The organism is Endozoicomonas sp. NE40 (genome assembly GCF_040549045.1).
In the GTDB taxonomy this organism is placed as follows: Bacteria; Pseudomonadota; Gammaproteobacteria; order Pseudomonadales; family Endozoicomonadaceae; genus Endozoicomonas_A; species Endozoicomonas_A lisbonensis.
Window position 1 is genome coordinate 2,511,403 of record NZ_JBEWTB010000002.1, and the last position, 23,952, is coordinate 2,535,354.

The following is a 23,952-nucleotide window of genomic DNA, read 5'->3' on the forward strand; positions in this document are numbered from 1 at the left end:
TTTTATCAGAATGGAACAAACCGTTATTGGCGACGACGGAATAGAACGCCAGTCATTGCGTGCGTACACAGAAAGTGCCTATCTGAATTATTCCATGTACGTCATTCTGGATCGGGCTCTGCCTCATATTGGCGACGGGCTTAAGCCGGTACAGCGTCGTATTGTCTATGCGATGAGTGAACTGGGTCTTAAAAATACGGCCAAGTTCAAAAAGTCTGCCCGTACCGTGGGTGATGTACTGGGTAAGTTTCATCCCCATGGCGACAGCGCCTGTTACGAAGCCATGGTGCTTATGGCACAGCCATTTTCCTATCGTTATACGCTGGTGGATGGTCAGGGCAACTGGGGTTCTCCTGACGACCCCAAGTCGTTTGCGGCGATGCGTTACACCGAATCCCGCCTGACAAAGTATTCGGATGTTCTTCTGGGTGAGCTGGGACAGGGAACCGTAGACTGGGAACCCAACTTCGATGGCACGCTGGAAGAACCTTCCATTCTGCCAGCCCGCCTGCCCAACCTGCTGCTGAACGGTACTACGGGTATTGCGGTTGGCATGGCGACTGACGTTCCTCCCCACAATCTGAGCGAAGTTGCCGATGCCTGTGTGCATTTGCTGGACAATCCGAAGGCAACGATTGCAGAGCTGGTTGAGCATATTCAGGGGCCGGACTATCCGACAGAAGCTGAAATCATCACGCCCCGTGAAGACATTCTTAAAATGTACGAGCAGGGGCGTGGCTCTGTCCGGATGCGTGCGGTTTATCAGAAGGAATCGGGCGATATCATTATCACCGCCCTGCCCCACCAGTGTTCAGGTGCCAAGGTGCTGGAGCAGATTGCAGCCCAGATGCAGGCGAAAAAACTGCCAATGGTGGCTGACCTGCGTGATGAGTCTGACCATGAAAACCCTACCCGTCTGGTGATTGTCCCCAAGTCCAGCCGCATTGATGTAGAAGGTCTGATGAATCACCTGTTCGCCACCACTGATCTGGAAAAGACCTATCGGGTCAATATGAACATGATTGGTGTGAATGGTCGCCCACAGGTTAAGTCGCTGGATCGTATGCTGACCGAATGGTTGTCGTGGCGGACTGACACGGTACGCCGTCGTTTGCAGTATCGTCTCGACAAGGTGCTGGCACGGCTGCATATTCTGGAAGGCTTGCTGGTAGCTTTCCTGAATATCGATGAAGTGATCGACATTATACGCAGTGAAGACAAACCCAAAGCCGCCCTGATGGCAAAATTCGGGCTGTCTGAGTTGCAGGCAGACGCCATTCTGGAAATCAAGCTGCGTCAGCTGGCAAAGCTGGAAGAGATGAAGATCCGTGCCGAGCAGGAAGAGCTGGATAATGAACGTAAGCAGCTGGAACTGGTATTAAGCTCCGAGCGTCGTTTGAAGACCCTGATCAAAAAAGAAATTGTTGCGGATAAAGAACAGTATGGCGATGAGCGCCGTTCTCCCATTGAACAGCGTCAGGAAGCCAGAGCTTTGTCTGAGACAGACCTGATGAGTTCAGAACCTGTCACCATCATTCTGTCGGAAAAAGGCTGGGTGCGTTGTGCCAAAGGCCATGAAGTCGACCCTTCTACCATGAACTACAAGTCGGGTGATAAATATCGACTGTCGGCACGGGGCAAGAGTAATCAGTCGTCTGTCTTTATCGACTCAACCGGACGAGCCTACTCGGTTCAAACCCATAGCCTGCCCTCTGCCCGTGGTCAGGGCGAGCCTTTGACGGGACGTGTCAATCCGCCTTCCGGTGCAACCTTTGAAGGGTTATGCGTGGGCGATACCAGTGACTGTTACCTGATGGCATCAGACGCCGGTTATGGGTTTGTGGTTCAGCACGGCGATATGGTCAGCAAGAACAAAGCCGGTAAGGCGCTTCTTACTCTGCCCAAAAATGCCAGAGTGATGTCGCCTGTCCCCGTACAGGGTGAAGAACAGCTGCTGGCGGCCATTACCAATGAAGGCAGAATGTTGGTATTCCCATTGTCTGAGTTGCCGAAACTTGGTCGGGGCAAGGGTAACAAAATTATCAGTATCGCAACGGCAAGGGCGGCAGAGCGGGTTGAAATTCTGGTTGGCCTGGCGGTCTTCAGCAAAGACGATTCACTGGTGCTGCGGGCGGGGAAACGTCATGTGACGCTGAAACCGGCAGACCTGGAACACTATCATGGTGAGCGTGGGCGTAGGGGTAACAAGTTGCCCAGAGGTTTCCAGAAAGTAGATAGTGTTGAAGTGGCAGGCGACAGTGAATAGTTAAATTCACTGCCCTGTCTGCAGGACGTGGTGGGGAAAGTGTTAAGCCCTGATACCACAGCCTTTGATAACCAGGTTGCACAGATGATCGGTTGCAGCCTGGATATCTTTCTCACTGAGTTCTTCCTTCCCTAAGACAGTGGCTACCTGGGGGTTGTAGTCCACATAATATTGTGTGGTGGCCCAGATGGTAAACAACAGATGCAACGGGTCGACCGGATCCATTTTTCCCAAGTCAATCCATGCCTGAATCACTCTGGATTTGTCGTCGATCCAGTCTTTAAAGTGTTTGAAGTGTTCTTTAAGGTGCTGACCTCCGTGAAGGATTTCACTGCTGAAAATGCGGGAAGCACTGGAATGAGCCAGGCAGTATCGCATCTTGGCGTTAATGTATTGTCGTAATGCTCTGGCTGGATCGTCCTCCGGATTCAGTCCGCTGAAAACCGCTTCCCACAAGTCCATTATGTGGGACAGCACAGCACTGTACAGATCCATTTTGCTGTTGAAGTAGTAGTGTACATTGGCTTTAGGAAGCCCTGCCCGGTTCGCGATGTCACGGATCGAAGCCCCTTTGAACCCACTGATCACAAATTCGTCTTCAGCGGCTTTGAGTATGACCTGGATATTTTTCTGTCGGACCCGGCTGGTCTTTATTCCTGTATGCCCAATAGTGGACGCAGAAGATTGCATGACAGGTACCATGTTTACGTTGTGAGTTATGACGGTCGAGTACCAATATAGACAAGGGTTACATAATTGCCATTCAATAACGGCAGTTTTTAAACGTCGAATGACTTATAAACGAAAGAGGGTAGTTAATATAAAATAATTATTATTCAGTTAAATAGAGATAAGAATGAAGTAGCAGTAGTCGACTGTCGTTTTAAATCAAGGTCTGGGTGCATAAGCAAAAACATCTGAGTGCATGCTTTTTCGATTAAAGCCAGCCCTTTCAATAGCGTCAACCGTCGTGTAAACCATTTGTGGCGATCCGCTCAGATATATATGACCCGTGAGCAGCCGGTCTTTGTCAGCCAGGATGGCATGGTAGAGTAAACCGTGACGCCCACACCAGTCGTCATCGGCAACGGCATCACTGACTACCGGGTGGTAATGAATGCCTCTGGCTGACCATTCCACAGGCAGGTAGGGCTGGTAGAAGCCAGCAGGCGTGCGAGCCCCCCAGTACAGGTAGATGTCTCCGGAGTGTTTCAGGTTCAGACAGTGTTCTATCATGCTTTTCATCTGGGCAAAGCCTGTACCTGCCGCAATAAACACCAGAGGCGTCTCCGGCAGAGGCTCTGGCAGAAAGCAGTTGCCTGAAGGCATGCGAACATCAACGCATCCGTTGTCAAACAGATCAAACAGTGAAGCGGAGTTTGGGCTGTCTGGCAACTTCTGTATGTGCAGTTCCAGTGCTTCCTGCTGGTGTAATGGTGCGGAAGCAATGGAAAAGGCACAGGGCTGTTTATTGGGTAAAAGAATTTCCAGGTATTGCCCGGCTCGGTAAGGCGGTACAAAACCTGACCGGGGTTTCAGGATAATCCGGTAAACGTCGGAACCTGCCGGATGAATGTCGGTTACATCAAAAGCCTGTTCCGAAACGTTATTGTCCATTGTCATTATTCCTCTGGAAAAATGCCCAGTTCCTGCCAGCGATCATCGACCCGGTTTTTAATGTCATCGCTCATGGTGATGACCCGGCCCCACTCCCGGTCCGTTTCACCCTGCCATTTATTGGTTGCGTCAAAACCCACCTTTGAACCTAAGCCAGCGACAGGAGAGGCAAAGTCCAGGTAATCAATGGGCGTGTTTTCAATAAACACGGAGTCCCGTTTGGGGTCCATTCTGGTGGTCATTGCCCATATTACGTCGTTCCAGTCCCGAGCATTCACGTCATCGTCGGTCACGATCACGAACTTGGTGTACATAAACTGTCTGAGAAAAGACCATACTCCCAGCATAATACGCTTGGCGTGACCCGGATACTCTTTGCGCATGGTAACAACGGCCATGCGATAGGAGCAGCCTTCCGGTGGCAGGTAGAAATCCACAATTTCCGGAAACTGCTTTTTCAGAATCGGAACAAACACTTCGTTCAGCGCGACCCCAAGTACAGCGGGCTCATCGGGTGGACGGCCTGTATAGGTGCTGTGGTAGATCGGGTCTTTGCGATGGGTGATGCAGTCAACAGTGAACACCGGGAACGATTCGACTTCGTTGTAATAGCCGGTATGGTCACCATAGGGGCCTTCTTCTGCCATTTCCCCCGGATGGATATGCCCTTCCAGAACAAATTCGGCACTGGCTGGTACCTGCAGGTCGCTGGTTTTACATTTGACCAGCTCGGTTCGGGAACCACGCAGAAGACCTGCAAATGCATACTCTGACAGAGAATCCGGAACCGGTGTCACAGCACCAAGAATGGTGGCCGGGTCTGCGCCTAATGCAACGGCAACAGGAAAAGGCTTATCCGGATGTTTCTGCTGCCAGTCCCTGTAATCAAGAGCGCCGCCACGATGAGACAGCCAGCGCATAATCAGCTTGTTGGGTCCAAGCAACTGCTGGCGATAGATGCCCAGGTTCTGGCGGTCTTTTTCAGGACCTTTCGTGATAACCAGAGGCCAGGTAACAAGGGGTGCTGCATCGCCGGGCCAGCAGGTTTGTATGGGCAATCGGGTTAAATCAACCTCATCACCTTTCAGAACCACTTCCTGACAGGGAGCGTTGTTGACCACCCTGGGACCCATGTTTAAAACCTGCTTGAAAATCGGAAGCTTCTGCAATGCATCTTTAAAGCCTTTGGGTGGGTCAGGCTCTTTAAGGTAAGCGAGTAACTGCCCGACTTCTTTCAGGGCGCTGACATTGTCCTGCCCCATTCCCAGGGCAACTCGTCGTGGTGTGCCAAACAGGTTGGTTAATACCGGCGTATCAAAGCCTTTGGGGTTTTCAAACAGTAGCGCCGGTCCCTTTTTACGCAGGGTTCGGTCGCTGATCTCGGTCATTTCCAGGTAAGGGTCGACTTCAGCGGTAATTCGCTTCAGTTCGCCCTGCTGTTCCAGCAATTGGATAAAATCTCGAAGGTCCCTGTATTTCATGGATTCTACTGCCGGGAGGTTATCGTTATAGGGAACTGATTGTGTTGTTATCAGGGAGGGAGACTCTTCTACAGAAACGGCCACGGGGTAGCTGTTTCTGTAGAAAAAGAAGAAGACTTACTTGCGCTTCATGGCCTGGAAGAATTCTTCATTGGTCTTGGTGTGCTTCATACGATCCAGCAGGAATTCAACGGCCTGGATTTCGTCCATCGGGTGCAGGATCTTACGCAGAATCCACATGCGCTGCAGTTCTTCTTCCGTGGTCAGCAGGTCTTCACGACGGGTACCGGACTTGTTAATACCGATAGCCGGGAACACACGCTTTTCAGCGATGCGACGGTCGAGGTTCAGTTCCATGTTACCGGTACCTTTGAATTCCTCAAAGATCACTTCGTCCATCTTGGAGCCGGTATCCACCAGTGCAGTGGCTACGATGGTCAGGCTGCCGCCTTCTTCAATGTTACGGGCAGCACCAAAGAAACGCTTAGGACGTTCCAGGGCGTGGGCATCCACACCACCGGTCAGAACCTTGCCGGAAGATGGAATGACGGTGTTGTAAGCGCGTGCCAGACGGGTAATGGAGTCGAGCAGGATGACAACGTCTTTCTTGTGTTCAACCAGGCGCTTGGCCTTCTCCAGTACCATTTCGGCCACCTGAACGTGACGTGATGGTGGTTCGTCAAACGTGGACGCGACCACTTCGCCACGAACGGAACGTGCCATCTCTGTCACTTCCTCAGGACGTTCGTCGATCAGCAGTACAATCAGGTGACATTCAGGGTTGTTACGGGTGATGTTGGCTGCAATATTTTGCAGCATCAGGGTTTTACCGGCTTTTGGCGGGGATACGATCAGACCGCGCTGACCTTTGCCGATTGGGGAGACCAGATCAATAATTCGACCGGTCAGGTCTTCTGTAGAACCGTTGCCCATTTCCATCACCAGACGATCCTGTGGGAACAGTGGCGTCAGGTTTTCAAACAGAATTTTGTTGCGGGCATTTTCAGGCTGATCAAAATTAATTTCGTTAACTTTCAGCAGCGCGAAATAACGCTCGCCTTCTTTTGGCGGGCGAATTTTACCAGAGATGCTGTCGCCGGTTCTAAGGTTAAAACGGCGAATCTGGCTTGGGGATACGTAAATATCATCAGGGCCTGCCAGATAGGAACTGTCGGCAGAGCGCAGGAAACCAAAGCCGTCCTGGAGAATTTCCAGAACGCCTTCGCCAAAGATGTCTTCCCCGCTGCGGGCATGGCGCTTGAGGATAGAGAATATTACGTCCTGCTTTCGTGAACGGGCGAGGTTGTCCAGGCCCATTTCATTGGCTTTTGCCAGAAGCTCAGGAACAGATTGTTTCTTCAGTTCGGTAAGATGCATAACAGTTTGAGAACGTTATATTGAAAGGTAGTGGCCGTCGTAGTTGCAGGAAAATCAGGTATTATTGAGATTATTATAATCAGGATCGCTTAATGCCGATCCCTGCGAAAGCTGTTTACAGCCTTCCAGCTACAGCCCGATATTTAGGTCATGTTATTGAATTAAGTGAGTGTTGGCTCGAAAGAATTCAAAACAAGCCTGGCCGGAAATAATTCTATTGACTGTCATTGTACCAATTTATCAACCGTTGGCATCTGACATGTGTCACTTCGACAGTCTATATCCTTTTCTGGAAAATAATCAAGAACTAGTGTCTCGTCAACTTTAAATAGGTTTTATTATTCTTTTTTCTACTTTCTACTCAGAATATTGAAAGGTCTGTCTGAGTTACATTGACGAACATAGCGCAATGCTGAAACGAACGCAATGCTGGTGCAGGCATCAGGCAGACCGCCGGATGAAAATACCAAAATAACATCCGGCCATTTCTGGCTTGCCTATTCCCTGAAAATGATCAAAGGTTACTGTCCAGAAATGCGGTCAGCTGGGATTTTGACAGAGCGCCGACTTTAGTCGCTTCAACGTTGCCGCCCTTGAACAACATCAGGGTCGGGATACCGCGTACACCGTATTTGGGTGGAGTGGCTTCGTTTTCGTCGATGTTCAGTTTGCAGATCGTCAGTTTGCCGTCGTAGTCCTGGGCAATTTCATCCAGAACCGGAGCAATCATTTTGCAGGGGCCGCACCACTCTGCCCAGTAGTCGACCAGTACCGGTCCGTCAGCCTTCAGTACGTCCTCTTCGAAGGAAGCGTCTGTCACATTGACAATATCGCTCATGGAATGGGTCTCCTAGCCATTTGCATTCAGTTTCGAAATCATAGCAAACGGTCTGCCTGAGAAACAATTGTTCGAATTTTTAAATTTGCATGGTTTTGCAGGATCAGCCAGGAATTAATGATCTGTTATGTGAGACAAGCCACCTTCTGTTATGCTGAGTCCGGCTTTCAGGTAAAAAAACCTTGCAGTAAAGGATCATGAGAGAAATCGGTCAAAGTGAGACAGACAGCCAGCCTTTGGTAGCGGCTATTGATCTGGGGTCTAACAGTTTTCATATGATTGTGGCCCGGGTCGACCAGGGAGAAATCCGGCCTGTAGAACGGTTGGGCGAGAAAGTTCAGCTGGCCGCCGGGCTGGCAAAAGATGGCAGTTTGTCTGAAGCAGCCATGGAACGTGGACTCAACTGTCTGGCACAGTTTGCCCAGTACATGAAGGGCAGAACGTTTCAGGCCATCAGAATTGTTGGTACCAATGCGCTGAGAAAAGCCAGGAACAGTGACGAATTTGTCCGAAATGCCACAAAAATTCTGCCTTATCCCATAGAGATTATTGCCGGGCGCGAAGAAGCGCGACTGATTTATCTGGGGGTTGCCCAGACTCAGGCTGATGATAATGATCGCAGGCTGGTGGTGGACATTGGTGGTGGCAGTACCGAACTGATCGTTGGTGAACGCTTTGAACCCCGGCTGCTTGAGAGTTTGCACATGGGGTGTGTGACGTTCAATGACCGCTTTTTTTCCGGAGGTCATTTGTCGCCGGAACGTTTCCAGTCAGCTTATTATGCCGCCCGACTGGAACTGCTGAATATAGAGAAAACGTATCGGGAGCTTAGCTGGGAAGACGCTGTGGGTTCCTCAGGGTCTATCCGTACGGTCAGCAGTATCCTTCAGGCAACGGGCGAAGGGGATATAATTACCCGGGAACGACTGGATAAACTGAAAAATGACCTGCTGGTATTCAACCGCACAGATCGTATCCGCTTTCCCGGACTGAAACCTGAACGGCAGACAATTTTCCCTGCAGGTCTGGCGATTCTGACTGCCTGTTTTGATGCGTTTGATATTGAGCAGATGCAGTATTCCGATGGCGCTCTGCGGGAAGGCGTGTTGTACGACATGCTGGGGCGTGACCGGCATGAAGATGTTCGTGGCCGGACCATTTCTGCCCTGATGAAACGTTATCATGTAGACCAGAGTAATGCGGAAGCCGTTCGTCAGCATGCGTTGTGCTGCTTTGACCAGGTGGCAGAAACATGGGGATTGTGTCAGGCCGAAAGGGAGTTGCTGTCCTGGGCTGCCCTGGTATGCGAAGTCGGACTGGATATTTCCCATTCCCAGTACCATCGTCATGGTGCTTACCTGATTCATCACTCCGATTTAATGGGGTTCAGCAAGGAGCAACAGCGCAAGCTGGCTCTGCTGGTCAGAGGACACCGGCGCACGATTCCCAGGACGTTGATTGACAGTGATGATGAAGAAGGCAGACTGTTGAAACTGACTGTTCTGTTGCGAATCGCCATTGTCCTGAATCATATCAGAGGTGCGGATAACGGGTTTACCTACTCTCTTGAAGCAGACAATAAAAAGCTGACGGTTTCTTTCCCTAAGAAATGGCTGAAACAGCATCCGCTAACGGCAGCGGATTTTGAGCGGGAGCGAATCGAACAGATTCGGGTAGGATACTGGCTGGTTGTTGACTGATTACCTGTCCGGCTGGGCCTTGCTCAGCCGTATGGTTTGTTATGAACTGGCGACCTCTGGTGTGACATCAAAATCGTGATACTCCTGACTGTCCCGGGTCAACATAATCACAGCACCATCAATCAGGTTGGTACAGGCATCATGTACATGAGCGCTGTCGTTTAGAAGAGAACTGGCCATATAGGCATCAACCTGACCGGAACGAATCAGTTCATTCAGGGCTGTGTTGGTTTGCTCGTCCTGCTCCCTTAGCTCCTGTTTTAACTGGTCAGTATGCTCGCGAATATGGCTGTACCGGCGTTTTACGCCCAACAGGTCGACCAGTTTCAAAACCGACGCAATGCAGAGCCTGAGCTGGTTGTATTGCTCCCGAATCTGCTCATTTTCTGAATCGGTGTACTTACCCATATTTTTATAAATATGCTTTACGTGCTTGATGGCCTGTACAAAATCTCTGCAGGCCACTTTCAGGGCAAACAGTTCCTGAGCCTGTTGTTTGGGCAGGCGACCTTCAAGCGCCCCGGAATACTGGATGATATCGGCATAGATACCTTTAATATGGCGGATATACAGGTCCTTGATGGACCAGGGCTGTTCTTCTCTTTTCCAGTTCCTGACCAGCTCCTGCAGGTTATCGGTTTCCCGCAGCTTTTCACCGGATAGATAGATGCTGTAACAGATGATTTCCAGTGCGTTCCGGTACAGGTGTGCGCACTCCCTCGTCATAGCCCGCATGGCAGTATCCGGATAACTGAGTGTGACCGGGTTGAGGTAGATCGCTTTTTCCGGCTCAGTCTCATCGTGGCTGGCAAGGTTGAGGGGTTTCGCGGCGGATTGATCGCGGAATAGAGACTGCAACCATTTCACCATCAATCCCAGAAACGGAAGCAGTGTCAGCATGCCCAGAATATTGAACAGAGTATGGAAAATAGCCAGTTTGAGCGTGTAGTTGTTACTGGCAACACCATGGTACTCAGCAATGTGATTAACCAGGTTGATCAGGGGCTCAATCAGGATAATGGCAAGCATTGCAGTGATCACATTGAAGGTCAGGTGTGCGACGGCCAGTCGTTTGCCTTCGGCATTGGCACTGATTGCGCCTAAAATAGCGGTAATGGTGGTACCCACGTTAGAGCCAATAGCGATGGCCAGAGCGTTTTCATAAGAAAGCTGGCCAATCGCCAGGGCAGAGAAGGTGAGTACCATTGTGGCATTGGTCGACTGCATGATAACGGTGGCAACCATGCCAATCATGGTGTAAACCATCAGCCCGGCAAAACCGTCCATGGCATATTCGGCAAGATCTATTGCGCTTTTAAAGGCTTCGAAGCCTTCTTTCATGTAGTGAATGCCCAGAAACAGAAAGCCGATGCCAAGAAGGATAAAACCAAACCCATTAAGCTGTTTTGCCCGTTGAGTTTTCAGCAGCAGCCCAATCACAAGCATTGGCATAGCGTAGGATGACAATTTTACTTTCAGGCCAAACACGGCAACCAGCCATGCGCCTGCCGTACTGCCCAGGTTGGCTCCGAAAATAATACCCACACCGGCTGCCAGCCCAATCAAGCCTGCGCTGAGAAATGAGATAACAATGACGGAAACCAGTGAGCTTGATTGCAGAATGGCGGTTGAGACAATACCAAAGCTGAGACTTTTCCAAACTTTGTCGGTGGTTTTTTGCAGAATATTTTCCAGCAGCCCACCAGTGAACACCTTGAATCCCTGTTCAAGGTAAACCATGCCAAACAGAAATATCGCGACTCCGGCCGCAATGATTTTGAACTCCGGGCTGACCCAGAACCCGTAAATTAATAGCAGCAGGGCTGATGGTAAAAAAAGTCGACTAAGCATAAAGCCTCATCCATTGGCTATAGGCTGATTTATCGGCGTTACTGTGCAGGCTCTACAGTGCTCAGTGGCGAATTTTTATGTTTATAGCAGCCAGTGTCAGGTGTCTTCAATCGGTCGTAAAAATGTCATTAAAGTGTCTACAACTGCAACCGATAATAGAGGCTCGGGATTTTTGAGCGGGCTAAGAAAAGCAATGAATGGCAGTTTAAGAGTAAAAGACCGAAATACATTTGAAGAAGGTCGTTTGTTCCAGAGCCTGAAAACGGGTTGGGTGAAAGTCTTGATGGATAATGGGGAAGTCAGGGAATATCGACCGACAGACCTTATTGCGTCGACTGGTTCTGCATTGCAGGAAACGTTGCAGGAAGTGCCTTTCAAAAAGATCAGGCAAAACGACCATGACTTCTGACTATAAAAATGTAATGTTCACCATCTGTGCTGCAATATGAAGGCCGTTTTTTCGTATGAGAAGATAATGTCTGAGTGTTAATTACATTTCTGTTTTTCGCAGCTTCTCTCTGCCTCATACTCCTTACCGTTTCAAAGAACTCAGTGCCTGAAAATAACGATGATTTTTACCGTAAAAAAACTTCGAAATAAATAATGACAGCTATTATACAGGCTGTTGTTATTATTATTGCGAGTGAGTGTTGAAAAGGCACGCAAAAACCATCCAGTGCTGGTCGTATGAGAGGTTTTAGCATCGTTAAATAGCCATGGTCGTACGGCAAGATGGTGTAATCTATGAACTGAAAGTCTATTCCAGCGAATCAATGGCTGGCTTTATGTCATGGATATTCCGCTTGGATTATGCGTAACTGGTCAACAGTTATCTGGCGTTAGGGAGGATAGATGGTTTTTTGTTAAACGCCGTTGCAGCTCAGGATTACCAAGGGCTCAACAAGCATTTAAGAATGCACCTTCTATCTGGATTGGCCACTGAGGTAGAGTAATGAATATATTCGAAGAACTTCATCACAGATTAGGCAGCAAAACCAGAATTCGCTCTCTTTTCAAAGACGTGAATGCTGAAGAGATGGAGCGAATAATTAATCGTATGAATGAGGTATTGCAGGAAAAATTCAATGAGAAAGAGGCCGAAGAGGCCAAGCGCGAAGAGAAAAAGCACAGCATCGAAGAAATCAAGAAAGCCATGGCCGAACGGGGCCTGTCTATTTCTGACTTAAGCCTGCTGGATGAAATGGGGAAAGAATCTAAGCGCAAGCGCAATGTCAGCAAGCACAACTTTGAATACCAGACCATATCGGGAGACACCGTTCGCTGGTATGGTTCAACGACCGGACGCCTGCCCAAAGATTTTCAGGACTACCTTGATCGAACGAACAAGAAGCGAACCGACTGTATTGTTGATAACGATTAGGAGTCAGTAGGGCAGCCTTAAGTCCAACAGGCTCCTGATATAACGGTTAATCTGAGTACACCCTGTGCATAGATTCCCAAGCAGGCACAGGGTGTACCCGGCAGATGAATCCCCCAACGACTGAGCATTGATCTATTCTATTCGGCAGGCCGAATCTCGAATGCAAAGAGTAGTGGTGTATCTTATGCTAAACCGATCGCTTCCTGCGTTTATACTGGCGGTTTCAAGTTGTTATTGTGGGGCTGACTCTGTAGGCAGGGATGAGTTTTACAATCCTTGCGACTCTGCTCATTACGATATCAGCAGAGAAGCATCACCGGGAGAAGATCTGCTCGACCACCTGAAGGCAATCAGGGGTAATATATCCAAAAAAACGGCTCCATCAGATGTTGAGTTTTCCGGCTCCGGCTCTGGTTTTTATCTGGATACAAATAGAACAACAGGAAAAAATAATTTTTTTGAAGCGTATATAAAAAAACAACTCAACAAATTTAAGCATTCAAGCGTTATTACCTCTCTTAACAGTGATGATGAAGATTATATAAGTTCCGGATCAGCAACCGACGAGATTCAGAGCTATTCAGGAAGAGGACCGTCAGGGTATTCCAAAATGACGACAGCCCTGATTCTTCTGAAACCCTCTGAGACCCCCTATAAAATGAGCGGTTCGATTGATGTTTCCGGTTTTTCTCTGACAATCTGCAGCCCTGTTAAAAACCACCAGGATGGTATTGTACCGGAAGTAAAAGACGACAAACCTGCGACCATTAAGCTGGCTCCTGTCTCATCCTCAAACGGTTCTGACCGTTCTGACATTAAACCTCAGAAAGCCTGGTTTTCAGTTACAGAAAAAGGCGAGTTATCCATTGTCGGTGTGTTCTTAGATGCCTTTGAGTCAAAGGAAAACTTCCCAGTCATTTATGCCGATGGGGAAAGCAAAGTAGCCTTAGACTGGTCAGATATTATTCGAACGACCTCTGAGCCAGATGCTATCAAGCATTCAAACAGGAGTATGATCGTTGTAAGGCGGGGAACGCAGGTTCCCAGAATACACATCGCCCACTCACGGCTTTACAGCAACCTGCATAAAGGGAGTATTATCAAATCGACACCCGTACCCGATTTCATAGTCTGGTCAGGGAAAAATCGTATCACCATAGACGTATCAAACTCTTATCTTTATGTGCCAGAAGGTACGGCAAAAGACCAGAGTTATTTTGATATAGGAACTCTCGCTACGCTGACCAGAAAAAAAGTTTGCAAATACTTCTCAGCGACTCCTGACCACTATAAATACTTTGTGCAAACGAATTCAGATAATCCTTTAAAGCTGCTGAACAACCATTACGCTTACAGTGACAGGATCAGTATGACGGATTATATACCGCCTACCCCTTCAGAGATGTCTGGGCATACACCATTCACACAAAGTCATAGCACTGCCTACACCGTTAAAGCAGGGATGATTCCTTTAATTCTGTCTTTTGCTCATGCCTGGTTTTGAATGGATCAGTTTTGAAGATGCACAATCAGGGAGCGCATCCACAGCGCTAAATCACTGATGCCATCAAGAATTAAAAATAAGAGTGCCACATCTACCGGGTCGATGTGACGTTCAAACTGGCAGGCGTGATGCCTGATTTCCTGACTGGTGTCTCTAAGTTCGTCAGTGCAAAGCGCCAGTTGCTTTCGTAGCAGTTGCAGAGAACTTTTGTGCCGTTTTCTGTATCCGCTGGCATTTAGCTGCTCCAGCTCGTCGATGCCCTGCCTGAGTTGATAGACCGTTTGCCCAAACTGACGGGCCAGTACATTCATGGGTACTATCAATTCCGGTGGCAAATTAAGGGGCCGATAGCCCAGCCGCTCTGAAAGACGACAAATTTCATGGGCAAGAGAGTTTTGTATCTGCAGAGTGTTAATCACAACGTCTTTGGGCTGAGAGGTGATGGATGGCTGATGGAAACGCTGCAGCGTTTCGTGTTCCAGCTTTTCAAGCTGGCCGGGAAAGGCCTTTATCCAGTCAGAAGATTGAGCATTATGTGATTTGTCAGAGTTCAGGCTGTGAACCTGCCGGTTCAGGTGCAACAGTGCGTCCAGTATCAGTTCGCGATGTTGGAGCAAAGGCTTGAACGGTGAGCCGGAGAACAGTTTGGTAAAGGTTTTGAGATCCATGAAGGCTCTATCGACCGGTGACACGGCCAAATGAGCCTTCAATGGTTAAGGCAACTGCTGATCGTTACTTCTGATAGTTACTGCGGGAGATTTCGTACCAGCAGAGACATCTCGTCTGGCTGAACACCTTCCGGTACCAGAATTTTTACCTTATGACCGGAGCCAGGAGCCACAGAAACGGATTCACCGTGTTTGTTTTCGATGTTATCCAGAGTGAAGGCAATATTTCCCTTTGGTGTCATCAACTCCATGGTGTCACCGGTTTCGAAGCGGTTCTTCACGTCGATAGTGGCTTGTTGTCCGTCGAAGTCGAGGATGTCCCCGACAAACTGCTGTTTGTTGCCACGGGAGTTGCCGGTCTCATAGTTCTGGTATTCGTCGTGAACATGGCGACGATAGAAACCTTCGGTAAAGCCGCGATTAGCCAGGTTTTCCAGCGTATCCATTGCACTCATATCAAACGGGCGACCTGCTGCGGCATCGTCGATGGTCTTCCGGTAAACCTGTGCAGTACGGGCCACGTAGTAGAAGGACTTGGTGCGACCTTCAATTTTCAGGGAGTGAATCCCCATATCCGTCAGACGATGAACATGCTGCACGGCACGCAGGTCTTTGGAGTTCATGATGTAGGTGCCATGCTCATCTTCAAAAGCAGGCATGTACTGCTCAGGACGACCTTTTTCCTGCAAAAGCACAATCTGGTCTGTTGGCGCGCCCTGCCCCAGCGTTGGTTGAACACTTTCAGGTTTTGCCAGTGGCACGACTTCACCCGTGTAGCTTTCCGTGGCGGCATGGGGCTGATACTCCCAGCGGCAGGCATTGGTGCAGGTACCCTGGTTGGGATCACGTTTGTTGATATAGCCAGACAACAGGCAGCGACCCGAGTAAGCAATGCACAGGGAGCCATGGACAAACACTTCTATTTCCATCTCCGGCGCTTCTTCCCGAATTTCCTGAATCTCATCCAGAGACAGTTCGCGGGACAGAATGATGCGCTCAACCCCCTGCTTCGCCCAGAACTTAACGGTAGCAAAGTTAACGACATTGGCCTGTACCGACAGATGTACGGGCATATCTGGCCAGGTTTCACGAACCATCATGATAAGGCCCGGGTCCGACATAATCAGGGCGTCCGGCTTCATCGCGATTACCGGTTCCATATGCTTCAGAAAGGTTTTTACCTTGCTGTTGTGGGGCGCAAGATTGCTGGCGAGATAGAACTTCTTGCCCTGGGCGTGAGCTTCGTTAATGCCGTTCTCAAGGTTTTCCAGCTTAAAGTCGTTGTTGCGAACACGCAGGCTGTAGCGGGGCTGGCCGGCGTATACTGCATCAGCGCCATAAGCGAAGGCGTAACGCATGTTTTTCAGAGTGCCAGCGGGTGAAAGAAGTTCTGGTTTCATAGATTTGATTAGACTGTTTGCAGGACAGGTGGCGCATTATATCAGCGACAGGGCTTGAGGAAATAAGCAGTTTTGCAAACAGCTTTGAGGGACAGTCAGGAGTTCGTAAGGTGAACTACCTGACTAATACCAATTCCACCTTCTAAACATGAATTGCGCAGCCATTCTGAATCACGGGAGCTGCGTTGGAACTCCTCGCAATAGCTCGCTATTATTCGTCGTTCCGCCTTTATGCCCTTCAGGGTATTGTCCCGCGACCCAGAATGACTTGCTCATTGTCATATTTAGAAAGCGGAATTGGTATAAAATGCTCTGTTTCAGATCTCGAAGGTTTGCATAAGACGTGTGCCGTCTTTCAGGCAGACATGAACGTTAACTCTGCGCCAGGATACCTTGCCTTCTTTTACCAGCACTCTTGCCATTGGCCCTGCCGGAGTCTGATCCGCTGTCACAACAATTTTACCACCATTCTCCTGTTGAAACTCTGCCGATGCCCCTTTATCCAGGTAAACCTGAACAGCCAGTTCACTGGCTTCCGATGCTTCATGTGTTGTAAAGGTTTCGCTTAACGCCTCAATCTGGTCGAAAGCTTTTTCAGCTACCGCTTCAGAGGAGGTTTCGGATAAAGCGTTGTGGTACATCATAATCAGTCAAAAGCTCTTACTGAGGGAGTTGGGCGCGCTTATCATGAATAATTCGTCTGCGCTGGTCGAGGGGGAGTTTTACTGAAAACGATTACATATTTCAATGAATTAGTGGAATAGTTATGCATTGATTCTGCAAAATTTACAGGCAGCTTCTGAAAAATTTACAGGCACAAAAAAACCAGACCGGATTGAATCGGGTCTGGTTTTTTTAGAAACCGTCGATCTTACTTGATCTTGTGTTCCTTGTACTCCACGTGCTTGCGCACAACAGGATCGTACTTCTTGAATACGAGCTTGTCTGGAGTGTTACGCTTGTTCTTGTTGGTGGTGTAGTAGTGACCAGTACCAGCCGTAGAAACCAGCTTAATTTTCTCGCGAATACCTTTTGCCATGACTTATTGCTCCCGCTGTCTTAGATTTTTTGACCGTTGGCGCGCATGTCAGCCAGAACAGCGTCGATGCCTTTCTTGTCGATGATGCGCATGCCTTTGGAGGAAACACGCAGGCGTACAAAGCGATTTTCGCTCTCTACCCAGAAGCGCTTGGAGTGCAGGTTAGGCACGAAGCGACGACGAGTTTTGTTTTGCGCGTGGGATACGTTGTTCCCAGTAACCGGGCGCTTGCCGGTAACCTGACAAACTTTGGACATTATGATGGCCTCTCAAAGCTATCTGTCTAAACAATGATCCAGCCATCAGGCCGGAAAACTAAACTGAATTCCAGAGTCTGCTTATTTCAGCCCAAACAGCCATGAGCCAGAAAATACGCTTTATTAAGCCCTTTATTAAGCTATAAAACCGCATTTCCTTATTAAATCATGAGCCAGAGCTCTCAGCAGTTACCCTCAAACAAAGATCGGGCTTTATACCAGAGTCAAGCCTGAATCGCAAGTTGACCCAGGGTGAACTTCTACCTACAACCCCTTGTAAAATGCTGGTCTGGCAGGACTTCGAGGCCATCAGCAGGGGATTTATTGTACGGTCGACTTAGGTGAGCAGACCTCTTTCAGCCAGGGACACAATCTGGCCCCGACCGACAATCATATGATCCAGACACTCAATGTCAATCAGTTCTAATGCCTGTTTAATGGTTTGGGTGATCCGGATATCAGCCTGGCTGGGCTCCGGGTCTCCGCTGGGATGATTATGGCTGAGAATAACCGCACTGGCATTTAATGCTAATGCACGTTTCAGAATTTCCCGGGGATAAACTGCTGCAGAGTTAATGGTGCCGTAAAACAGCGTTTCCAGAACGATAACCCGATGGCGCGTATCCAGAAACAGGCAGGCAAACTGCTCGCTACTCTTCCCCCTGAAATGCATTTGCAGATATTGCCGTGTACTGTCCGGACTGGTCAGCGCGTTACCCTGCTTTACCCGATGTTCAAGTACTCGCTGACAAATCGCTAAAATAGCCTGCAATTCGGCGATTTTAGCCTGTCCAAGTCCTTTAAACCGTTTGAGCTGTGCAGGTCTGGCGGTCAGTAACTCGTCCAGCGACCCAAAATGATGAATAAGCGTATGTGACAGTTCAATCACTCCTATACCTTTTGAGCCCGTTCGCAGCAGTATGGCGAGGAGTTCGGTATCGCTTAAGGACTCTGCCCCATGGTTCAGCAGTTTCTCTCTGGGGCGATCAGAAGGCGGCTGGGAAGCCTGGTGTCGCGAGTCAGACATGAATAAAGAGTTCTCTGATAATGTTTATTCATGTCTGACAAGGAGAGGGATATAAAATTCCATGAGTGATGGACAGACAAATGAGGAACGTCAGGCAAGCAGGAAAGACTGACCACTTATAGTCAGGCTTTCCGTTGCGAGGCTTAAAGTCCGTTTTGCAAGATGATAATGGGTGGCAAATCCCTGTTAGAGGGAGAGGTTGAAGCAGCGTCATCCGGGTCGGGATCTTGCCCTGAGCCGGTTGTACTGTTTAACGGGGGCTGAAGATCAGGCATTAGGGTGGCCTGCCCTTGTGGAGTGAAGCGAAACCATATGTGACGATTAACGGCTTGAAATCGTTCGTAACCTACTATTAGCGGTGAGTGTGAGCGAATATACTCACGCAGATGATTTGAGTCTGAAATAGGGTCCGGTTGACTCTGGTTTGGGTCGGTGCTGAAAAAATATGCCCCGTAAGGAAGTGTGCCGCTAGCAGGTGAAGGAAAAATAAACACGATAGGTTTTTTGAGGTAGAAAGCGAATGATTTGAGAAGAGAATATACAGATTGTTTTAGTTTCGTTTCTATTTCCTGGTCGCTATCCGTAAAAAGGTGGAGAAGACGGGCCATTTGATTGATCGTTATATCTTCTGGTTTTTTTCCCTGTTCATTAAGAATGGTCAATACAGTTTGTATTTCAGGGGCGTTTATTGCTTTTAACAATTCATGTAAAAAATCATCGGCAGAGACTGGTGCCGGTTCTTCTTCAGAAAAAACATCATTTCCTTCTCTTCCAAGCGATGACACCAGATCAAACAAATGATCAAATACTTCGTAATTAAATGCCAGATTTTTTGCCAGCCGAACTATTGAACTGTCTTTATATTCAATATTAACAGGGGTAGCTGCATTGCGCAGTTCCATCAGCAGTGCGGGTAGAAGGCTGTATTGTGTTTCATTCTGCAGGGGTTGGTTGGGCTGGTCAGGTTGGTTGTTTTCAGGCAGGCTGCTGAAAAAGGAAGAAACTAAATTGCAATCATCTTGCCATTGCTGGTTCAGCGCGGTATCAGGGCTGATCAGTTGTAGCCGGCTTAATGGATCGATAGCGGAAGCTCCTTCAGTTTCAGTCGCCCTGTTCAGAATCGGGTTTATGAGTCTTTGCAGTTGAAGGGTTTGCCGGTTTCTTTCATTCACAGGGCCTGGTTCAACAGGCACCCCATGCGTCATATGGGGTTTTAAAAAAATTCTTTGCCGGGTACATGCAAGGCGTTGAATAAAGAGAATATTGTATATTAACCAGTGATGCTGCTCACTGGCAGTGTCCAGATTTGACATATAGGCTTCCAGCAGCCCGGTATAGTTGTCGGGCAAAAGATTCAGAAGGTGATCAATCAATTCGTCATCATTCAGAATGTGGGCTGCCAGAACAGCCCAGATAAATGCTGGAATAGCATCAGGATTATTGTCAAAATTAAAGTTATAGTTTATCAATGTTCTTCTCAGAGGGGCTTCATGCTTTTTAAAATTCTCACGCATCAAGGTCAGAAGTATTGAGGTACCCTTGTCGTCTGGCTTTGCTGTCAGTGCTTCTTCAGATAATGATTCCAGAGCCCTGGATGCTGGTGGCTTGAATACAGGAGTTAACCGGAGGAAAAATGGTGATCCTGTGTGCATTAAAGCGGGAAACTGGCTGACCAGTTCAATCCATAGTGTTATATGCGCAGAAAATAAGTCACCAGCACTGGTATCACGAAATATGTCTGCTTCTGTTATCCGGGGCTCTATTTGATCTGAAGATGATGACGGAGGAGGTGCTTCCTGAGATGAGGTGAACTGGTTTCTTTCAATAATGTCACTCATCAATTTTTCCAGCTCTTCCTGTAAAAAAAACGCAATACTTTCGGGGCTGTCGTGATTGATATGATCTCTGAGAAATTCGTTGCAATATGAGTTAATAGCTTCAGATATCTGGCTACGCTCCTGAGTACTGTTTGCTGTTTCACCAGCTTTTTTGGAATTGCGTCTTATGGTTGATTTGGATTTATTTATTTCTTTCTTAAAATTATCCGAGTTTGTTTTTTTTTCAGCAGTTTTCTGCCGGGCAGGCTGTTCTGGCAATGAATTTCCTTCTTTATATTCTTCGTTTTGCTGAAAAACGGTGTCTGTTTCTATTTTAGTTTCTGGTGGCTTTTTCTTTTTTTTGCGGTATTTTTTTTTATTAAGGTTTTCCGGCACATGTTTTTCCTGGTCCTTATTACTCTGCTCTGGTTCGGTTGGTGTTGTCTGGGTTGACTGGTCATTCATACGGCGGGCTTCCATTTGAGTTGCCACATGGTTATTAACCGTAGCCTCTGTTTGACTTTCCATATGCCTGTGATCAACCGGGGGCTGTGAAAACAAATCAGTCTGTACCGCCTGAGAGGCTTGTTGTGTTAATTGGCGGTTGGACTGCTGAAGCGATTTTTGCTTTGCCTGATAGGCATTATTTTTCTTTTCCAGTCCATCCATCTTTTTATTCTGTTTTTTCAGTGTTGCAGACATCTCACTAAGTTGCTTAGTCAGTTCAGTAATACGAGTCTGATCATTCTGAGTTTGCTGGTGATAACCTTCGACGCGACTGGAGAGCTCATCATTTTGAGTTGTCAGCTTTTGAGCCTGTTCTGTGACTTCTCGATTGGACTGTCGAAGCGATTCCTGCTCTGCCTGATAGACATTATTTCTCTTTGTTAGCCCGTCATTTTGCTTAGCCAGTACATCCATCTTTTTTTCCTGGTTTTTCAGTGTTGCAGACATCTCACTAAGTTGCTTAGTCAGTTCAGCAATTCTGTCCTGATCGCTCTGAATTTGCTGGCGATAACCCTCGACGCGACTGGAGAGTTCATTATTACGGGCTCTCAGCTCTTGTGCCTGATGGCTTAGATCCGTGTTTTTTCTGGAAAGCCTTAATTGCTCCTGCTGCTGCGTGGCTTGCCACTGCGATATAGAAGGGGGAGTCACAGGCGGATAAAAATAATGTTGTGGGCCTATAAAGTTGTGGCCATGTGGGTAATCAGGAACCCGGGGCGTTGTTGAGGTGTTAGCTAAATGGGTATAAGTAGTGGGTAAGGAGGAATGAGGTATGGCCTCTGGAATAACATAGATCTGGCCACCAATCTCCAGACTGTGTTGTCGTTGCTGTTGCGTGCCGTGTATCTCTAAGTCCAAACCAAAGTTTTGACCCTGACCATCACTGACAACGAGCCTTGAATATTGCCTGTTCTCTTTAATTTCAGTGTGAATAAAACAGGAACCTGGCAGCTGCAGCTGAATTCCATTAGTTGATATGCCGAAGTAGTGTTCAAGCCCCTCCGGGGAATAGGCGCTAAGGTATGAACTTGAGAAAATTGCTGAAAAAAACAGCAAAAAACAACATTTCATGTTTATGACCATTTGAGCATTTTTTTGTTTGGGTCTTCTGGCAACATCCTTACCGCTTCTTTGGGATTATTAAGAATGTGTTATAAGTGCTGCCAAGGCAAAGAACAGTAGTTTAGAATCCATCCGATCTAAGATAGTTATTTTTTGTTACGTACAGCCTATGAGATGCCGTTTATGCCTGCAGGTACAAAACAACAAAGCAGTATAACGACTGTTATCTTTCGACCATTTCAGACAAAATAGCCCGGATAAAATTCTGTACTAACTTTTCAGGAACCTCCATGCAACGCTTATGCAATAAACGGATTGTCCTCGGCGTGACGGGTGGTATTGCCGCCTATAAAAGTGCTGAACTGATACGATCGCTCTGCAAGCTGGGGGCGGATGTTCGGGTTGTAATGACAAAAGCAGCCTGTGAGTTCATTACGCCACTGACGCTTCAGGCTCTTTCCCACAATCCGGTACACCTTGATCTGCTGGATACTCGTGCAGAAGCTGCCATGGGGCATATTGAACTGGCAAAATGGGCAGATATTGTTCTTGTAGCACCGGCAACCGCTGATTTTATTGCACGCCTTGCGGGTGGACAGGCTGATGACCTGTTAACAACGCTGTGTCTGGCAACGGGAGCGCCTATTTGTCTTGCTCCAGCTATGAACCAGGGGATGTGGCGCGATGCCACGACTCAGGAGAACATAGCCAAACTGGTGGGAAAAGGGCTGAAAATGTTTGGCCCTGCTGATGGCAGCCAGGCCTGTGGTGATGTCGGCCCCGGACGTATGCTGGACCCTGATTTGATCACCCTGCATACCGCAGAAATGTTTAAACACGATATTTTCACTGGCCGAAGTGTATTGATCACTGCGGGACCAACCCGTGAAGACATTGACCCGGTCAGATATATCTCCAATCACAGCTCTGGAAAGATGGCTTATGCCCTTGCTGAAGTTGCAGTAGAAGCTGGTGCCAAAGTGACGCTTGTGAGTGGTCCGGTGAGTATAGATAAGCCTGGCCGGGTAAAGACTATTGATGTTATCAGTGCACAGCAAATGCACGATGCGGTTCAGGAGAACATCGAAGGTGTGGATATTTTTATCGGCTGCGCAGCGGTAAGCGATTATCGTCCGGTTGAGATCCTGAAAGACAAGATCAAGAAAGACCCTAATAATACGGAAGAAATTCTGGAACTCAAGCTGGTGCGTAACCCGGATATCGTTGCTTCTGTGGCAGCGCGGGATGAAGCCCCGTTTGTGATTGGGTTTGCTGCTGAAACCAGCAATGTCATTGAGTATGCAACCAGAAAAATGCAGAAGAAAAAGCTGAACATGATTGTCGCTAATGATGTGTCAGATAAAAGCATTGGTTTTTCCAGTGACATGAATGAGGTGACCGTACTGGCTGAAGGCATAGAGAAAACGCTCCCGAAAGCTTCCAAGAAAGTACTGGCCCGTAAAATTTTGAATATTGCATCTCGCAGTTACCATCAATGGAGAAGAGATCAGGAATCATGAGATCCATCAAAACCCGCATTCTGGATAATCGTCTGGGCAATGAGTTCCCAATGCCTGCCCATGCGACCGATGGCTCCGCTGGTATCGACCTGCGCGCGTGCGTCGATGAGGCGCTGACCCTGGAACCCGGACAGACGGAACTGCTGCCTACCGGAATGGCTATTCATATTGAAGACCCTTCTCTGGCGGCTATGATTCTGCCTCGCTCAGGACTGGGTCATAAACATGGCGTTGTTCTGGGTAACCTGGTCGGGCTGATTGACTCCGACTATCAGGGACAGCTGATGGTATCCTGCTGGAACCGGGGCAATACCACCTTTACTGTCGAACCTGGCGAGCGTATTGCCCAGCTGGTACTGGTGCCTGTTGTTCAGGCTGAGCTGGATATTGTTGACAGTTTTGAAGAAAGTGACCGTGGTACAGGCGGGTTTGGTCATACTGGCAAGCACTGATCATAGGTGAATATGTATTCATTTATGATTAAATAATATTGACTTCAAGTCGTGTACTATTCCAGTTGAAATGAATTAAAGTACTTTTTCATTTTGACTGGTGGTTCAGACAGCAAGCAGCCATAAGTGGCTCTTTCATAGAACGACTCTTTATAGAAAGAGTACGTTTTTCGATCCCGGCGATGAGA

General features: G+C 48.1%; 20 protein-coding genes. 7 read left to right on the forward strand and 13 right to left on the reverse strand.

From position 1 onward, the window contains the following. Positions 1–10: 10 nt before the first annotated feature. Positions 11–2,266, forward strand: coding sequence for a DNA topoisomerase IV subunit A (gene parC, locus V5J35_RS12435; protein ID WP_354007445.1), 2,256 nt, complete (start codon positions 11–13; stop codon positions 2,264–2,266). Between the two features lie 42 nt (positions 2,267–2,308). On the opposite strand, the gene V5J35_RS12440 is transcribed toward parC, so the two are convergent. The 5 genes from V5J35_RS12440 to trxA all read right to left on the reverse strand — a co-directional run bounded on the left by V5J35_RS12440 (position 2,309) and on the right by trxA (position 7,579). Continuing rightward, positions 2,309–2,956: a TetR/AcrR family transcriptional regulator gene (locus tag V5J35_RS12440; RefSeq protein WP_354007446.1), complete on the reverse strand. Its 648-nt coding sequence runs from the start codon at positions 2,954–2,956 to the stop codon at positions 2,309–2,311. Positions 2,957–3,154: 198 nt separating this feature from the next. After that, positions 3,155–3,883: a hypothetical protein gene (locus tag V5J35_RS12445; protein ID WP_354007447.1), complete on the reverse strand. Its 729-nt coding sequence runs from the start codon at positions 3,881–3,883 to the stop codon at positions 3,155–3,157. A gap of 5 nt (positions 3,884–3,888) precedes the next feature. Next, positions 3,889–5,364 (reverse strand): 4-hydroxy-3-polyprenylbenzoate decarboxylase, encoded by a 1,476-nt coding sequence (gene ubiD / locus V5J35_RS12450; RefSeq protein ID WP_354011289.1) that lies wholly within the window; start codon positions 5,362–5,364, stop codon positions 3,889–3,891. Positions 5,365–5,481: 117 nt separating this feature from the next. Next, positions 5,482–6,741 carry a transcription termination factor Rho gene (gene rho / locus V5J35_RS12455; protein ID WP_262565037.1) on the reverse strand — a complete coding sequence of 420 codons (1,260 nt, stop codon included), beginning with the start codon at positions 6,739–6,741 and terminating at the stop codon, positions 5,482–5,484. A 514-nt stretch (positions 6,742–7,255) separates the two neighbouring features. Next, a complete protein-coding gene (gene trxA / locus V5J35_RS12460) occupies positions 7,256–7,579 on the reverse strand; it encodes a thioredoxin TrxA (protein WP_354007448.1) in 324 nt (107 codons plus the stop codon). Positions 7,580–7,776: 197 nt separating this feature from the next. Here trxA and ppx point away from each other — a divergent pair, with 197 nt between their 5' ends. Next, positions 7,777–9,279, forward strand: a complete 1,503-nt coding sequence (gene ppx / locus V5J35_RS12465; RefSeq protein WP_354007449.1) for an exopolyphosphatase — start codon at positions 7,777–7,779, stop codon at positions 9,277–9,279. A 39-nt stretch (positions 9,280–9,318) separates the two neighbouring features. Here the strand turns inward: ppx and V5J35_RS12470 are convergent, their stop codons facing one another. Further along, positions 9,319–11,130 carry a Na/Pi cotransporter family protein gene (locus tag V5J35_RS12470; protein ID WP_354007450.1) on the reverse strand — a complete coding sequence of 604 codons (1,812 nt, stop codon included), beginning with the start codon at positions 11,128–11,130 and terminating at the stop codon, positions 9,319–9,321. Positions 11,131–11,323: 193 nt separating this feature from the next. Here V5J35_RS12470 and V5J35_RS12475 point away from each other — a divergent pair, with 193 nt between their 5' ends. The 3 genes from V5J35_RS12475 to V5J35_RS12485 all read left to right on the forward strand — a co-directional run bounded on the left by V5J35_RS12475 (position 11,324) and on the right by V5J35_RS12485 (position 14,015). Further along, positions 11,324–11,539 carry a hypothetical protein gene (locus V5J35_RS12475; RefSeq protein WP_354007451.1) on the forward strand — a complete coding sequence of 72 codons (216 nt, stop codon included), beginning with the start codon at positions 11,324–11,326 and terminating at the stop codon, positions 11,537–11,539. A gap of 543 nt (positions 11,540–12,082) precedes the next feature. Next, a complete protein-coding gene (locus V5J35_RS12480) occupies positions 12,083–12,511 on the forward strand; it encodes an H-NS family histone-like protein (RefSeq protein WP_354007452.1) in 429 nt (142 codons plus the stop codon). A 184-nt stretch (positions 12,512–12,695) separates the two neighbouring features. Then, on the forward strand, positions 12,696–14,015 hold the full coding sequence (locus V5J35_RS12485) for a hypothetical protein (RefSeq protein ID WP_354007453.1): 1,320 nt from the start codon (positions 12,696–12,698) through the stop codon (positions 14,013–14,015). A 5-nt stretch (positions 14,016–14,020) separates the two neighbouring features. Here V5J35_RS12485 and V5J35_RS12490 read toward each other — a convergent pair whose 3' ends face one another. The 7 genes from V5J35_RS12490 to V5J35_RS12520 all read right to left on the reverse strand — a co-directional run bounded on the left by V5J35_RS12490 (position 14,021) and on the right by V5J35_RS12520 (position 21,813). Beyond that, on the reverse strand, positions 14,021–14,683 hold the full coding sequence (locus tag V5J35_RS12490; RefSeq protein WP_354007454.1) for a hypothetical protein: 663 nt from the start codon (positions 14,681–14,683) through the stop codon (positions 14,021–14,023). Positions 14,684–14,760: 77 nt separating this feature from the next. Further along, on the reverse strand, positions 14,761–16,083 hold the full coding sequence (trhP, locus tag V5J35_RS12495; RefSeq protein ID WP_354007455.1) for a prephenate-dependent tRNA uridine(34) hydroxylase TrhP: 1,323 nt from the start codon (positions 16,081–16,083) through the stop codon (positions 14,761–14,763). 317 nt (positions 16,084–16,400) lie between these two features. Beyond that, a complete protein-coding gene (locus tag V5J35_RS12500; RefSeq protein WP_354007456.1) occupies positions 16,401–16,727 on the reverse strand; it encodes a hypothetical protein in 327 nt (108 codons plus the stop codon). Positions 16,728–16,954: 227 nt separating this feature from the next. Then, positions 16,955–17,122 (reverse strand): 50S ribosomal protein L33, encoded by a 168-nt coding sequence (rpmG, locus tag V5J35_RS12505; RefSeq protein WP_034879088.1) that lies wholly within the window; start codon positions 17,120–17,122, stop codon positions 16,955–16,957. 20 nt (positions 17,123–17,142) lie between these two features. Next, on the reverse strand, positions 17,143–17,379 hold the full coding sequence (rpmB, locus tag V5J35_RS12510) for a 50S ribosomal protein L28 (protein WP_034879091.1): 237 nt from the start codon (positions 17,377–17,379) through the stop codon (positions 17,143–17,145). A gap of 337 nt (positions 17,380–17,716) precedes the next feature. Continuing rightward, complete coding sequence (gene radC / locus V5J35_RS12515; protein WP_354007457.1) at positions 17,717–18,406, reverse strand: RadC family protein; 690 nt, start codon at positions 18,404–18,406, stop codon at positions 17,717–17,719. Positions 18,407–18,549: 143 nt separating this feature from the next. Next, positions 18,550–21,813, reverse strand: a complete 3,264-nt coding sequence (locus V5J35_RS12520; protein ID WP_354016396.1) for a hypothetical protein — start codon at positions 21,811–21,813, stop codon at positions 18,550–18,552. 269 nt (positions 21,814–22,082) lie between these two features. Here V5J35_RS12520 and coaBC point away from each other — a divergent pair, with 269 nt between their 5' ends. Next, positions 22,083–23,312 (forward strand): bifunctional phosphopantothenoylcysteine decarboxylase/phosphopantothenate--cysteine ligase CoaBC, encoded by a 1,230-nt coding sequence (gene coaBC, locus V5J35_RS12525; protein ID WP_354007459.1) that lies wholly within the window; start codon positions 22,083–22,085, stop codon positions 23,310–23,312. Beyond that, positions 23,309–23,764, forward strand: a complete 456-nt coding sequence (dut, locus tag V5J35_RS12530; protein WP_354007460.1) for a dUTP diphosphatase — start codon at positions 23,309–23,311, stop codon at positions 23,762–23,764. The genes coaBC and dut overlap by 4 nt, the downstream gene beginning before the upstream one ends. Positions 23,765–23,952: the final 188 nt, after the last annotated feature.

Excerpts from the sequence above, each read along its gene's own strand:
- parC (WP_354007445.1), top strand. The coding sequence starts at position 11 with ATGGAACAAACCGTTATTGGCGACGACGGAATAGAACGCCAGTCATTG.
- V5J35_RS12440 (WP_354007446.1), bottom strand. The coding sequence starts at position 2,956 with ATGCAATCTTCTGCGTCCACTATTGGGCATACAGGAATAAAGACCAGC.
- V5J35_RS12445 (WP_354007447.1), bottom strand. The coding sequence starts at position 3,883 with ATGGACAATAACGTTTCGGAACAGGCTTTTGATGTAACCGACATTCAT.
- ubiD (WP_354011289.1), bottom strand. The coding sequence starts at position 5,364 with ATGAAATACAGGGACCTTCGAGATTTTATCCAATTGCTGGAACAGCAG.
- rho (WP_262565037.1), bottom strand. The coding sequence starts at position 6,741 with ATGCATCTTACCGAACTGAAGAAACAATCTGTTCCTGAGCTTCTGGCA.
- trxA (WP_354007448.1), bottom strand. The coding sequence starts at position 7,579 with ATGAGCGATATTGTCAATGTGACAGACGCTTCCTTCGAAGAGGACGTA.
- ppx (WP_354007449.1), top strand. The coding sequence starts at position 7,777 with ATGAGAGAAATCGGTCAAAGTGAGACAGACAGCCAGCCTTTGGTAGCG.
- V5J35_RS12470 (WP_354007450.1), bottom strand. The coding sequence starts at position 11,130 with ATGCTTAGTCGACTTTTTTTACCATCAGCCCTGCTGCTATTAATTTAC.
- V5J35_RS12475 (WP_354007451.1), top strand. The coding sequence starts at position 11,324 with ATGAATGGCAGTTTAAGAGTAAAAGACCGAAATACATTTGAAGAAGGT.
- V5J35_RS12480 (WP_354007452.1), top strand. The coding sequence starts at position 12,083 with ATGAATATATTCGAAGAACTTCATCACAGATTAGGCAGCAAAACCAGA.
- V5J35_RS12485 (WP_354007453.1), top strand. The coding sequence starts at position 12,696 with ATGCTAAACCGATCGCTTCCTGCGTTTATACTGGCGGTTTCAAGTTGT.
- V5J35_RS12490 (WP_354007454.1), bottom strand. The coding sequence starts at position 14,683 with ATGGATCTCAAAACCTTTACCAAACTGTTCTCCGGCTCACCGTTCAAG.
- trhP (WP_354007455.1), bottom strand. The coding sequence starts at position 16,083 with ATGAAACCAGAACTTCTTTCACCCGCTGGCACTCTGAAAAACATGCGT.
- V5J35_RS12500 (WP_354007456.1), bottom strand. The coding sequence starts at position 16,727 with ATGATGTACCACAACGCTTTATCCGAAACCTCCTCTGAAGCGGTAGCT.
- rpmG (WP_034879088.1), bottom strand. The coding sequence starts at position 17,122 with ATGGCAAAAGGTATTCGCGAGAAAATTAAGCTGGTTTCTACGGCTGGT.
- rpmB (WP_034879091.1), bottom strand. The coding sequence starts at position 17,379 with ATGTCCAAAGTTTGTCAGGTTACCGGCAAGCGCCCGGTTACTGGGAAC.
- radC (WP_354007457.1), bottom strand. The coding sequence starts at position 18,406 with ATGTCTGACTCGCGACACCAGGCTTCCCAGCCGCCTTCTGATCGCCCC.
- V5J35_RS12520 (WP_354016396.1), bottom strand. The coding sequence starts at position 21,813 with ATGGTCATAAACATGAAATGTTGTTTTTTGCTGTTTTTTTCAGCAATT.
- coaBC (WP_354007459.1), top strand. The coding sequence starts at position 22,083 with ATGCAACGCTTATGCAATAAACGGATTGTCCTCGGCGTGACGGGTGGT.
- dut (WP_354007460.1), top strand. The coding sequence starts at position 23,309 with ATGAGATCCATCAAAACCCGCATTCTGGATAATCGTCTGGGCAATGAG.